At 62.9% G+C, this 12,244-nt stretch carries 11 protein-coding genes; 7 read left to right on the top strand and 4 right to left on the bottom strand.

The annotated features are described in order from the left end of the window. Positions 1-79 precede the first annotated feature (79 nt). The 4 genes from AC1DD5_RS16710 to AC1DD5_RS16695 all read right to left on the bottom strand — a co-directional run bounded on the left by AC1DD5_RS16710 (position 80) and on the right by AC1DD5_RS16695 (position 3,149). A complete protein-coding gene (locus AC1DD5_RS16710) occupies positions 80-355 on the bottom strand; it encodes a DUF6480 family protein (protein ID WP_442004466.1) in 276 nt (91 codons plus the stop codon). Between the two features lie 130 nt (positions 356-485). Then, entirely contained in the window at positions 486-1,244 is a 759-nt protein-coding gene (locus AC1DD5_RS16705; RefSeq protein ID WP_477522155.1) for an alpha/beta fold hydrolase, read from the bottom strand. A gap of 1,166 nt (positions 1,245-2,410) precedes the next feature. Beyond that, a complete protein-coding gene (locus tag AC1DD5_RS16700) occupies positions 2,411-2,662 on the bottom strand; it encodes a hypothetical protein (protein ID WP_442019151.1) in 252 nt (83 codons plus the stop codon). A 79-nt stretch (positions 2,663-2,741) separates the two neighbouring features. Beyond that, positions 2,742-3,149, bottom strand: a complete 408-nt coding sequence (locus AC1DD5_RS16695; protein WP_477522154.1) for a helix-turn-helix domain-containing protein — start codon at positions 3,147-3,149, stop codon at positions 2,742-2,744. Positions 3,150-3,418: 269 nt separating this feature from the next. Between AC1DD5_RS16695 and AC1DD5_RS16690 the strand changes: the two genes are divergently transcribed. The 7 genes from AC1DD5_RS16690 (at position 3,419) to AC1DD5_RS16660 (ending at position 12,044) form a co-directional block, all read left to right on the top strand. Next, positions 3,419-4,489 carry a LacI family DNA-binding transcriptional regulator gene (locus AC1DD5_RS16690; RefSeq protein ID WP_477522153.1) on the top strand — a complete coding sequence of 357 codons (1,071 nt, stop codon included), beginning with the start codon at positions 3,419-3,421 and terminating at the stop codon, positions 4,487-4,489. Between the two features lie 80 nt (positions 4,490-4,569). Further along, a complete protein-coding gene (locus AC1DD5_RS16685) occupies positions 4,570-6,246 on the top strand; it encodes an ABC transporter substrate-binding protein (protein WP_477522152.1) in 1,677 nt (558 codons plus the stop codon). A gap of 193 nt (positions 6,247-6,439) precedes the next feature. Further along, a complete protein-coding gene (locus AC1DD5_RS16680; RefSeq protein WP_477518678.1) occupies positions 6,440-7,417 on the top strand; it encodes an ABC transporter permease in 978 nt (325 codons plus the stop codon). 10 nt (positions 7,418-7,427) lie between these two features. Then, positions 7,428-8,363, top strand: coding sequence for an ABC transporter permease (locus tag AC1DD5_RS16675; protein WP_477522151.1), 936 nt, complete (start codon positions 7,428-7,430; stop codon positions 8,361-8,363). Continuing rightward, positions 8,360-9,358, top strand: a complete 999-nt coding sequence (locus AC1DD5_RS16670; RefSeq protein WP_477522150.1) for an ABC transporter ATP-binding protein — start codon at positions 8,360-8,362, stop codon at positions 9,356-9,358. Before AC1DD5_RS16675 ends, AC1DD5_RS16670 begins: the two co-directional genes overlap by 4 nt. Then, on the top strand, positions 9,355-10,500 hold the full coding sequence (locus AC1DD5_RS16665; protein WP_477522149.1) for an oligopeptide/dipeptide ABC transporter ATP-binding protein: 1,146 nt from the start codon (positions 9,355-9,357) through the stop codon (positions 10,498-10,500). The genes AC1DD5_RS16670 and AC1DD5_RS16665 overlap by 4 nt, the downstream gene beginning before the upstream one ends. Further along, entirely contained in the window at positions 10,497-12,044 is a 1,548-nt protein-coding gene (locus AC1DD5_RS16660) for a glycoside hydrolase family 32 protein (RefSeq protein WP_477522148.1), read from the top strand. The genes AC1DD5_RS16665 and AC1DD5_RS16660 overlap by 4 nt, the downstream gene beginning before the upstream one ends. The last annotated feature ends 200 nt before the right edge of the window (positions 12,045-12,244 follow it).

Raw genomic sequence — 12,244 nt, 5'->3', positions numbered from 1 at the left:
GGCTCCTCGGTTGTGGTTCTCCGTTGTTGAACCGCTGTTACGTTGTTGCCCAACAACGTAACAGCGGCTTGGCGACGACCTACTCTTCGTGCCCCTGGTCGCTGCTCATGCTGTCCTCGGCAGGCGGGGTTTCGCCCGGGGGTACGCCGCCCCCCGGTTCGAGTCCCGTGACGTTGCCATCCAAGGGGTCGGGGTTGGCGGAAGCTGCGGGATCGTCCTCTTCGTCCTGGCGCATGTCTGGGTCGGTGTGGACATCATCCGGATCGCCGGCAGTGTCGCCCGCGGTGTCGTCCGGCTCGGCTGCGCCCGAGACGCCGAAGGTCCGGGGATCGTCCTCTGGGTCATAGCTGGTCATGGTCGCCCTTCCTAAGCAAACTTACTATTGTGCTTGCCCGGCCAGCCTAGTCTCCAGATCGCAAACCCAACAAGGGGCACCCATGCCGGGATTCGCCGTCGTGCACTAGTGCCTGACTCCGGCGGGACGCCTAACTCTGCCGGGACGTCGCCGCGACAAAGCTCCTGATAGCGTCCGCCACGGCCTTGGGCCGCATGTGCTGTGCAACATGGCCCACGCCCGGGATCTCGACCAGCCGCCCTTGAGGAATTGCCCGCGAGAGGCGAAGAGCCCAGTCCGGCCCGGCTACGTGATCGCGGCTCCCTCGGAGCACCAGCACGGGAGTCCGCACTTTGGCCAACTGCTTCTCGGTGGGGTACTTCATCATCACGGGCAGCTCCGTGAGGTACCAGCGCGGCCCACATTGCAGGTAGTCGGTGATCACAATCCAGTTGGACGACGGGCTTTCGCGAAGTAGGCCATCCAGGAACAGGGCCAGCGACTGCCGGGCCACGTTCTTGTGCCGGGAGTCCACTACGGGGCCCATGAGCACCAGTTGCTGGGCGCATTCGGGCTCGTGGAGGGCCGCTTCGATAGCGAATTGCACGCCCATGGAATGCCCCACCAGAATGTACGAATCGATGCCGCACGCCTTAAGTGCCTCAGCAATGAATGCGCCATAGTCCTCAACGGACAGTTGCCGGCCGGGTTTCGGAGTCCCGGCAAAACCTGGAAGATCCAGCGAATAGGTGGGGACGCTGGCGGCGAGGACGGCATGAAGCCTGGCCAGGTAGCGGTGCGAAACGCCGATACCGTGGATGAGAATGTAAGCGGGCTCCCTTGGGTCCCCGGATTCGACAGGCTCGGGTTTGGCATGGCCGCCCGGCCGCGGCGGTGCCGTTCCATCCATCCAAAGAATCCGGCCGGTCAGCCCGCAGGCCTCGACGTCGGCAGATAGTAGCGTCGTCAGCTCCCGAACCTCCGGTTCTCAATTGTGCTTTGGATAGCCCTGCGACTCCATAGCTCTTCTTGCCTGTTTGTTGAGAATAGCGCCCGAGGCTTCCTGTAAGGGAGGAGCTGGCAGATGGGAAATTCGCGGCGCGGTTGCAGATCATACACAGCGCCGCGGTAGCCCTCCTGTGGATAAACCCGGATCTGAGGAAGGCCAGGCAAATCACGTGCTTAGACTGGCAATTCAAAGAAATAACCCCGGCCGCATCATGGCTCTGGTCCAGAGAGGCGGGTCCGGGGACTTCGCACTCAGCCTAGCAAGGAGCATGAGGACTTGGCCAATCTTGAAACATGGTCCAACGGTGCTCACAACCGAGCTCTCGATGAGGCAATTACGTCTGTCCGGATGGCAACTTACGCGGCTGCTGCCTCCCACGATGCGTCGCTGGCCAGGCGGCTCTATGTCTGGGACCGCGACGTGGCGATCGCACTTCTTGCTGATATTGCAATCGTCGAGGTAGCTCTGAGGAATGCGATGGCCAAGCAGCTGGACACTGTCTTTGGTCGATTATGGTATGCGAACGACATAGGCCTTGATGGCCCTAGCCGGAGTAAGTTGGCCGAAGCGTGGTCCAAGCTGGGCCAAGACCGACGAACATCTGGTCATCTTATCGCTGGGCTGATGTTCGGCTTCTGGAAAGGTCTGCTTGAGCCAGGCGGCTACGTAGGCAGAGAACCGCAAAGATTTCACATGTCTCATGAAAATCTATGGAACTCGTGCCTGAATAAGGCATTCCGCGGCGGCAGGACCGTGGCTGCCGCAGATGGCGAACGATTCACGAGGTCTTGGACCCTAGGCGTTGTGGCAATGGTTCATGCTGTACGGAACCGTGCTGCCCACCATGAGCCGTTCGTAGCGGGTTTTCCCCTACCTGGGCAGCGTCAGAGGCTCACTGCAGAGCAGGGGCATGAGGCTTGTCTGAAGTTGGCTCGGATTCTGGACCGGGATCTTGCAGAGTGGCTGGCGGCAACCACTCAACTCCCTCAAGTGTTGTCAGCCCGCCCCTGCTAGAGAAGGAAGAGGTGCCGCATGCTGAAGTGGGTTCCAAATCCGACTCCCGGAACCTAGTCCCGGGTGACGTCGTCGGACTCAGTGGGGTCGCCAGCCGCACGCGAAGCGTCAGGGGCGGCCGCAGCATCAGCCGCTTCCCGGCGTCGGGCGATCTTGGATTCTGTCCACATGGCGACCGCCACGAAGACAACGCAGGCAAACATGAAGGTGGCTACGAAGTTCAATCCCATGGCCGATCCCAAGGGTGCGGCAAGGGCCATTGCGGCCACCCCGGCCACTATATGCCACCCTTTGAAATTGCCCACCAAACAAGCGTAACCCCGGCCTAATCAGGTGCTGGCCCGTTGGCTGGGATCGTTGCTTGATCCTTATCACTCCGACGCTTTAGTCGTTCGGAGCGTCATTTCCCGCGGAGGTCTCGGCCTGCTTGCGCTTCTGGGTTTCCAGCCATTCCATGATCGCAGCCTGGCGGATTCGCCGATGCGTGCCGCGGTATTCCACAGGGATTTCCCCGCGGTCGGTCATATTGCGCAGATACGTGTGGGAGATGCCTGCGAGTTCCGCCGCCTGCGACGTCGTGAGCATTTCCTCGACACTGCTGACCGTGACAGTTTCGCCGCGGCTCAGCCTCGCAAGAAGATCGACGACGGCGTCCCTCGCCTGATCGGGCAGGCGGTGGACCGTGCCATCGACGAACACTGTGATGTCGTTGCTGTCCTGGAGGGAGCGTGCCAGATTCCGGGCGTCGTCGGCGGGAAGGCCGGCTGTCACGCGGGGAGCTATCAATGCCATGGCAGAAGCCTAGCGCGGTGCTGGCTGGTGGCTGCGCTGGACGAGGGTGGATTGGCCCGATTCGATGGTTCGCTGCGTGCTAGACGGTAGGAGTCGTCTTGTGCGCAGCGGGTCGTCGAGTCGGGCGGGACAGGGCGCGGGCGGATAAAAAGAAGACGTTGACAGGAAACAGGTAACGCGCGTAACCTAAATCACACGTTGCAAGTAACGCGCGTTACCAAAAGTATCCCCAACCAGAACCAACCAGAACCAAGACCCCGGAGCATTCAATGGCGAAAAGCACCACCCCCAACAAAGCTGCGGCTGTGCGGCAGCGGGGAGTCACCATGAATGACGTCGCCAAGCACGCCGGCGTCTCCCGGACCGCAGTCTCGTTCGTGCTGAGCAACCGCGAAAATGCCAGCATCTCCGAGGAAACCCGCACCCGTATTAACGATGCCGTGCAGGCACTGGGCTACCGCCCGAACGCCGGAGCACGGGCGCTGGCATCCCAGCGCAGTGATTGGTACGGGCTTGTCACCGAGATCGTGACGGCACCGTTCGCCGTCGACATCATCAAAGGAGCCCAGGACCAAGCCTGGCTTGACCGTCGGTTCCTCCTCATCGCGCCCTCCGACCAGGCCGATGCCGTAGGACCCAACAAGGGCTTGGAAGATGCCGCCATCGACAAGCTGCTGGAACAACGAGTGGAAGGACTTCTCTACGCAGCCACCTTTCACCGGGGCGTGCATGTTCCGCAGAGTGCCAACGAAGTACCAACCGTCTTGATCAACTGCTTCGACGCGGACGGAAAGCTGCCCTCGATCGTCCCTGACGAGCGTGCGGGTGGCAGGGTCGCCGTCGAACGTTTGCTCCAAGCCGGCCACACGCGGATCGGAATCATCAACCTTGACCCGGTCATTCCTGCAGCAGTCGGACGTTTGCAGGGTGCCCGCGAAGCACTCGCCAAAGCCGGGCTGGAGCTGGACCCGGAACTGGTGGTGTCCGGATACGCAACGGCCGACGGCGGCTACGAGGCCGCCTGCGAAATCCTGGACCGCTATTCGGAGGAGGACAGGCCAACCGCACTGTTCTGCCTCAATGACCGCATGGCGATGGGCGCGTACGACGCCATCAAAGAACGGGGGCTGACCATCCCCGGAGACATCGCCGTGATCGGCTTCGACAACCAGGAGCTGATTGCGGCCTATCTGAGGCCAAAGCTGACCACCGTTGCCTTGCCGTTCCAAAAAATGGGAGCCCTGGGAGTCCAGACGCTCGCCGCTCTTACAGCAGGACAGCCGATCATTGCCGACCAGCAATTGGTCGACTGTCCGCTGCTAGAACGCTCTTCGGTCTGACCGCGAAATCAACCTCGAAGAGCAAACCCCTTACCCACCCCTTCACCTTGGACGATGAAGATAGGAAAGAGATAACCATCATGACACAACCCCGATTCCTGAGGTCTGCCCGCATCACGGCGGCCGGACTGGCGGTGGGCGCGATGCTGCTGACCGGCTGTGCCGCCACCGTCAACAAGACCGCCGGCACGGACGCCGCAGCAAACGCGAGCGCGTTCCTCACCATTCCGCGTGAGGACATGGGCACGTTCGTGCAGAACTTCAACCCGTTCGCGCCCACCGTCAACCCGATGGTCCAGCAGTCCATTTACGAGTCCTTGCTGATCTTCAACCCGGCCAAGGGAGACACGGTGCCGTGGCTGGCAACTGAGTGGAAGGCAGCCGACGACGGCAAATCGATCACCTTCACTTTGCGTGACGGCGTGAAATGGTCCGATGGCCAGCCCTTCGTGGCTGACGACGTGGCTTACACCTTTGAGCTTCAGAAGAAGATCAAGGGTGGCTATGAGTACCTGGATAGCGTGACCGCCGAGGGAACCAACAAGGTCACGTTCAACTTCAATAAGCCGTGGTCGCCGGCACTTTACGACGTCGGACAGCTCAGCATCCTGCCCAAGCACATCTGGTCCGCGCTGGCGGACCCGGAGAAGGATGCCAACGCCAAGCCCGTGGGCACCGGCCCCTACACGGAAGTGGACAGCTTCCAGGCCCAGTCCTTCGTTCTGAAGAAGAACCCTAATTACTGGCAGCCGGAAAAGCAGAAGATCGCCGGCATCAAGATGCTCGCTTTTGCAGGGAACGACGGCGCCAATCTCGCCGCTGCGAACGGGGACGTCGACTGGGCCCCGCAGTACATCCCGAACATCGAAAAGACGTTCGTTTCCAAGGACAAGGAACACCGCCAGTACTGGTTCCCGGCAACGGGCGCCATGATCAACTGGCAGCTCAACACCGCCAAGGCTCCCTTCAACGATGTTGATGTGCGCAAGGCACTGAGCATGGCCGTTGACCGCGACCAGGTCACCAAGATCGGCATGAGCGGCTACGCCAAGCCTGCCGACTGCACTGGCCTTTCCGGCAACTACGAGAAGTGGAAGAACTCCGAGGTCAAGGACAACTGCACCTGGACCAAGCTGGATGTGCAGAAGGCCAACGACCTGCTGGACAAGGCCGGCTACGCCAAGGGTGCTGATGGCAAGCGCAAGCTGAAGGACGGCTCGCCGTTCGAGTTCAAGATCTCCGTGGGCGCCTCGTCTTCCGACTGGCTTTCAGTAGCCAACGTGATTTCGCAGAACCTCGCCGAGGTTGGCGTCACGGCCAAGGTTGACTCCCCGGACTGGGCTGCGGTGGTTGCGGGTTACGAGACGGGCGATTTCGATTCCGGCATCGTCTGGAGCGCCAACGACCCCAGCCCGTACAAGTACTTCAACACCTCCATGGGCACGGCAACCGTGAAGCCGGTGGGAACCAAGACGTTCGATAACTACCACCGCTTCGGTGACACCAAGGCTGATGCCCTGCTGGCCGACTTCGCAGCAGAGTCCGACGAGTCCAAGCAGAAGGACATCGCCAACAAGCTCCAGGAAGAGTACAACGACGTCGCACCGCTGGTGCCGCTGTTCTCCGGTCCGGAATGGGGCGCCTTCAATGACACCCGCTTCACCGGCTGGCCCACCGAAGGCAACCCATACGCAACCCTCTCAGTACGGTCACCCACCACAGTCCTGGTGCTGACCACGCTGGAACCGCGTAAGTAGTCCCCACCGCCGCCCTAACCTCGCTGCGCTTCGGCCAGGGAACCCGGGCGGCGTGGGCCCATTCGCCTGAATGTAGTCCCAACGGGCCTCACACTGCACGCCCGGCGGCGAGCCGCCAACTGGCAACCGCCACCCGGTAGCTCCCGCCGGGCGTGCCCCCAAACTTTCCGTAATTCCCGAATGGAGGGAAACCGTGCGCTTTATCCTGCGCCGCCTGGGTTTCTACCTGATCGCCTTCTGGGCATCCATCACCCTGAATTTCCTGCTCCCGCGCTTCATGCCCGGCGACCCCGTCTCCCGCATGTTTGCCCGCTCCCAGGACAGAATGCAGCCCGAACAGATCGAGGCCCTGCGCAAGCTTCTTGGCGTGGACGATCGGCCCATTTGGGAGCAATACGTCGACTACATGCACAACATCTTCACGGGCCAGATGGGCGTCTCCATCTCCCGCTTCCCAACACCGGTCACAGAGGTCATCTCCTCCCAGATCGGATGGACCCTCCTGCTGGGCGGAACCGCGCTGGTGATTGCCGCCGTCGTGGGTAACCTGCTGGGCATCCTGGCCGCTTGGCGGAGGGGCGGCGCGATCGACTCGGCACTGCCGCCGGTGCTCGTGTTCATCGGCTCGTTCCCGTACTTCTGGCTCGCGATGGGTGCGCTGTACCTGTTCGGCGTGGTGCTGGGTTGGTTCCCGATCCGCCACGCGTTCACCGATGGTTTGGAACCCGGGTTTACCTCCGAGTTCATCGGCGACGTCGGTGCGCACCTCGTGCTGCCGGCGCTGACGATCGTACTGGTTTCCATTGGTGGCTGGATGTTGGGCATGCGCAACACCATGATCGCCACGAACTCCGAGGACTACATCACCATGGCCGAGGCCAAGGGGCTCCGTCCAGGCCGCATCATGCTCCGGTACGCCGCCCGGAATGCGATGCTGCCGTCCGTCACGAGCTTCGGCATGGGACTCGGATTCGTCGTGGGCGGTGCCCTGCTCACGGAAGTGGTGTTCGCGTATCCCGGCGTGGGCTACCAACTCCTCAACGCCGTCCAAGGCCTGGACTACCCCCTCATGCAGGGCCTGTTCCTGACCATCACCGCAGCCGTGCTGCTGGCGAACTTCCTGGTGGACATCCTCTACGTCCGCCTCGACCCGCGCGTGCGCAGCAACTAGAGGAAAGATCATGACAACCGCACTTCTGAAGCAGCCAACTCCAACCCCGGCTGTCCGCAAGCCCAACCGCAGCTTCGTCCACGGACTCCTCACCAACAAGAAGGCCATGCTGGGCATGGCCGTGATGTTCGTGTTCATCGCGCTTGCGTTGCTGGCGCCCGTGCTCTTCCCTGGCGACCCATCGCGCATCACTGGGATGGCCTCCTTGGAACCCTCCCCAGAGCATTGGCTGGGCACCACCGCCAAGGGACAGGACGTGCTCGCACTGACCGTCCACGGCTCGCGGAGTTCCCTGTTCGTCGGCCTGACTGTAGGCTTCGCGTCGACGTTCGTCGGCATCCTGGTGGGCCTTGCTTCGGCCTACTTCGGCAAATTCATCGACGAAGCACTCTCCTTGGTCACCAACGTCTTCCTGCTCCTCCCCGGCCTGCCATTGCTCGTCATCCTGGCCGCCTTTCTGCCACCGGGCCTTGGCACAGTGATCTTGGTACTCGTGGTCACGGGATGGGCCGGTTCGGCACGCGTGCTGCGCTCGCAGGCATTGTCCATCCGTTCCAAGGACTTCGTGGCCGCAGCCGTGGTGTCCGGTGAACGGGCGGGCCGGATCATGTTCCGCGAAATCCTGCCGAACATGGCATCGATCGTCATGGGCACGCTGCTGGCCTGCGTTATCTACGGCATCGGAGCCCAGGCTGGCCTGGAGTTCCTGGGCCTGGGCGACGTCAGCACGGTCTCGTGGGGCAACAACCTCTTCTGGGCCGGCAATGAAGGCGCCCTGCTGACCGGTAGCTGGTGGGTCTTTGTGCCCTCCGGTGTCTGCATCGCCTTGGTCGCGTTCGCGCTGGCACTTATCAACTACGCCGTGGACGAGGTCACGAACCCGCGGCTGCGGAAGATCAAAACACCTAAGACCCCTGCAACCACCGAAAGGAGCGCCGCCAAGTGACTGTCTCCCAAGTCTCCTTCGGCTCCCACGAGCCCGTCCTGGACGTCAAGAACCTCACCGTAAAGTACGTGGGCGATACCCGCTCAACCACCGCCGTCGACCGCGTTTCCTTCAGCATCGGCACCGGTGAGGTGTTCGGGCTGGCTGGCGAATCGGGCTGTGGGAAGTCGACCATCGCCAACTCGATCATGCGGCTCCTGAAGGACCCGGCCAAGATCGCCGGGGGCAGCATCTCCTTTGGCGGCAAGGACGTCCTGGCCATGAGCTCGGAGGAACTGCGGCGCTTCCGGTGGCAGGACGTGGCCATGGTGTTCCAGTCGGCCATGAATTCGCTCAACCCCGTGCTGACCATCGGCGAGCAGATCGTGGACATCTTCACCACCCACGCCGGTTACTCGCGCAAGGAATCCCTCCGCCGGGCGGGCGACCTGCTGGAACTCGTGAGGATCGACCCCGCGCGCCTCAAGTCCTACCCCCACCAGCTCTCCGGTGGCATGAGGCAGCGCGCCGTGATTGCCATGGCCGTCGCCCTCAAGCCGTCACTGCTGATCCTGGACGAGCCAACTACTGCACTGGACGTTGTGGTGCAGCAGGAAATCATGGCCCAAATCAAGGAACTCCAGCGCGAACTCGGGTTCTCCGTCCTCTTCATTACGCACGACATGTCCCTCATGGTGGAGCTATCGCACCGCATGGCCGTGATGTACGGCGGCCGGATTGTGGAAACCGCGAAGGCGCAAGACGTTTACGCGAACCCGCGCCACCCCTATACACAGGCTCTCATGGGTGCGTTCCCGCCGCTCACCGGTCCTCGAGTTCCGCTCACAGGACTGCCCGACGGCGTGAAGTTCCGGAACATCCCGGACCTCACCGAAGTGGCGCCCGGCCATCTGGTGGCCCCGTTTGATGCTTCCGCCGCTGCGGTGCCCGGCGCGTCAACGGTTGCCGGTGGTTCCACGGTCGATCCCGCAATCCTGGAAGGAGTCGCACGATGAGCCACTCTGCCGTGTCCACTACGTCACTGTCCCCTGCGATCGAAGGTTCGGCGCGCCACGCCGGTGCTTCCCAAACGCCAGCCTTGGAAGTCCGCGGTCTGGGCAAGTCGTTCCCCATCGGAGGCCTGTTCTCCCGGCAGTCCGTACGCGCCCTGCACGGCGTGGACCTCACCATTGGCCGCGGTGAAATCGTGGCACTCGTGGGGGAGTCCGGTTCCGGCAAGAGCACCCTGGCCCGCTGTGTTGCCCGGCTCGAAAAGCCGAGCTCCGGCGCGATCCTGGTTGACGGCGTCGACGTCCTCAAGCGCGACCGGTTCCAAGCGTCACGTGCCTTCCGGTCACAACTGCAGATGGTCTTCCAGGATCCGTTCGGTTCCCTGAATCCGGCCCACAGGATCGAGCACTTCCTGCGGAGGTCCTTGGCCATCCACGGGAAGGGCGGTTCGGAGTCCGAGACGCAGCGCCGGCTTGAAGAACTCATGACCACCGTTGGCCTGCAGGCGGACATGCTCAACTCCTACCCGCACGAACTCTCGGGTGGGCAGCGCCAGCGCGTCGCGATCGCCCGTGCGCTCGCCGTGGAGCCGGAGGTCATCCTGGCTGACGAACCCACCTCCATGTTGGACGTGTCAGTGCGGATCGGCGTGCTGAATCTGATGCGGAAACTCCGCGACGAGCAAGGCATTTCCATGCTCTACATCACCCACGACCTCGCGTCGGCACGCTACCTGGCCGACCGCACCGCGGTGATGTTTGCCGGCGAACTCGTGGAGGAGGGGGAGTCCCTGGACCTGCTGGCCAACCCGGCCCACCCCTACACGCAACTCTTGGTGTCGGCCGTTCCGGACCCGGCACGCGCAGGTTCCTACGATCCTGTCCGCCGCGCTGAACTGCGGCAGGCCGTCATGGCTTCCACGGGCTGCGCTTTCGACGGCGACCCGAACCAGGCCTGCTCCGCTTCCGAACCTGTACGCCATCAGGTGGGCGATGCCGCAAACCGCCACTGGGTGCGCTGCCACCTCTACCGGCCGCGGGCCGGAGCGGGCGGACATGCGCTGGCTACTGAACCGGCTGAGGCTGTATCGGCTGCGACGACTGAACCCCTGGCGACCGAAAAGACTGACAAGAAGGCTTCCGCATGACTGAACTGACCCACCCGCTCGCCACCGTTCCGCGTGACGAGCTGGTTGCCCGCGCTGAAGCCGATCCTCTCCGGCCTCGCTTCCACTTCGTTTCCCCGGCTGGCTGGCTCAACGATCCCAATGGCGTGAGCCAGTGGAACGGCGTCTACCACCTCTTCTATCAGTACAACCCGGAGGGCGCGTTCCACCACCGCATCCAGTGGGGTCATGCCACCAGCACTGACCTGATCACCTGGACGGACCAGCCAATTGCTTTGGAACCGACGGCGGGTCCGGATGTGGACGGTTGCTGGTCCGGTGTGTTGGTGAACGACGGCGGTACGCCCACGTTGGTCTACTCCGGACGAGCTGACGAGCGTGAACTGGCCTGCGTTGCCGTAGGCTCTGCTGACCTCATGACGTGGACTAAAGTGCCCGAAAACCCGGTGATCGCCGCCCCTCCGGCCGGCGTCGACATCACCGCCTACAGGGACCACTGCGTGTGGCGCGAGGGCGCCACCTGGCGGCAGTTGGTTGGCTCGGGCATTCGAGGGCGTGGTGGGACGGCGTTCTTGTATGAATCCTCGGATCTTCGTTCGTGGACCTATGTGGGTCCTTTGTTCATTGGCGACGCATCCCAAGGCGACCCTGCAGATACCGACTGGACCGGGACCATGTGGGAATGCGTGGACCTGTTCAGGGCGGGTGAGGGTGCTTTGGGTTCTGTTGCCGGCCTTGATGAGGCAACCCATCCTGACGTGTTGGTTTTCTCTGCCTGGGACGACGGCGACACCCGTCACCCGTTGTACTGGACCGGGCGCTACTCAGGGGACACCTTCGAACCCGCTGCCCTGCACCGGCTCGACTATGGTGGGCGGTTCTTCTACGCCCCTCAATCGTTCGAGGATGAATCAGGCCGGCGCATCATGTTCGGCTGGATGCAGGAAGGCCGCAGCGATGCTGCCATGGTGGAGGCAGGGTGGTCGGGCGTGATGAGCCTGCCGCGCGTCACGACTTTGGCCGATGACGGAACACTAGAGTTTGCCCCGGTTCCTGAGGTTGAGAAGCTCCGCCGGAACCACGTAAGCGTACCGGGCAAAGTGCTCGTCGGGGGCGGTACGCCTATGGATACCGGTGTCTCAGGGAACCAGTTGGACCTTGAGCTGGACGCGCAGTTGGCACCGGGTGCGGTGCTGCGACTGGGCATTCTGGGTTCCGGGGACGGCGATGAGGAGACGGTCATCGAAGTCAGCCGCTCTCTTGAGGGCGAAAACGGCATCCTCCGGCTCGACCGCACCCGGAGCAGCCTTGACGCTGACGTGGATGTGGAGGACAAGTCCGGCCCCGTCCCGATGCCCGGCGGACGCGTGCGCCTGCGCGTCCTGGTGGACCGGTCCGCCGTCGAGATTTTCGCCAATGGCAAGCCGCTCACGGCCAGGGTTTACCCGACTCTGGGCGGCGAGCGCGTGACCCTGACAGCCGCAGAGGGCACTGTCAGCTTGGCGAGCTTCGACGCCTGGACCATGGCCGACTCCTGGGGAGGCCCGCGTCCCCTCTTCCCCTAACACCAACCGCACAACCATCCTTCTCTCACATCCCGGGCGTTTTCCACCGATTGCGCTCGTCAAGTTTTTGAGACAGTTTCGTTGGTGTTAGGCGGCCAGGGGTTCCTGGGCGCGGTTGTGGTGGTTTTCGTGGGCGGCGGCTGGTGGGATGCCGCCGGCCCTGCGGTTGGGACGGCGGCGGTTGTACCAGCCTTCGATGT

Source organism: Paenarthrobacter sp. 10L420, from assembly GCF_056395385.1.
This window is presented reverse-complemented; position numbering and strand designations above follow the sequence as displayed.

What these genes read in the sequence shown, in the direction of transcription:
- AC1DD5_RS16710 (WP_442004466.1), bottom strand. Translation starts at nt 355, where the DNA reads ATGACCAGCTATGACCCAGAGGACGATCCCCGGACCTTCGGCGTCTCG.
- AC1DD5_RS16705 (WP_477522155.1), bottom strand. Translation starts at nt 1,244, where the DNA reads ATGGATGGAACGGCACCGCCGCGGCCGGGCGGCCATGCCAAACCCGAG.
- AC1DD5_RS16695 (WP_477522154.1), bottom strand. Translation starts at nt 3,149, where the DNA reads ATGGCATTGATAGCTCCCCGCGTGACAGCCGGCCTTCCCGCCGACGAC.
- AC1DD5_RS16690 (WP_477522153.1), top strand. Translation starts at nt 3,419, where the DNA reads ATGGCGAAAAGCACCACCCCCAACAAAGCTGCGGCTGTGCGGCAGCGG.
- AC1DD5_RS16685 (WP_477522152.1), top strand. Translation starts at nt 4,570, where the DNA reads ATGACACAACCCCGATTCCTGAGGTCTGCCCGCATCACGGCGGCCGGA.
- AC1DD5_RS16675 (WP_477522151.1), top strand. Translation starts at nt 7,428, where the DNA reads ATGACAACCGCACTTCTGAAGCAGCCAACTCCAACCCCGGCTGTCCGC.
- AC1DD5_RS16665 (WP_477522149.1), top strand. Translation starts at nt 9,355, where the DNA reads ATGAGCCACTCTGCCGTGTCCACTACGTCACTGTCCCCTGCGATCGAA.
- AC1DD5_RS16660 (WP_477522148.1), top strand. Translation starts at nt 10,497, where the DNA reads ATGACTGAACTGACCCACCCGCTCGCCACCGTTCCGCGTGACGAGCTG.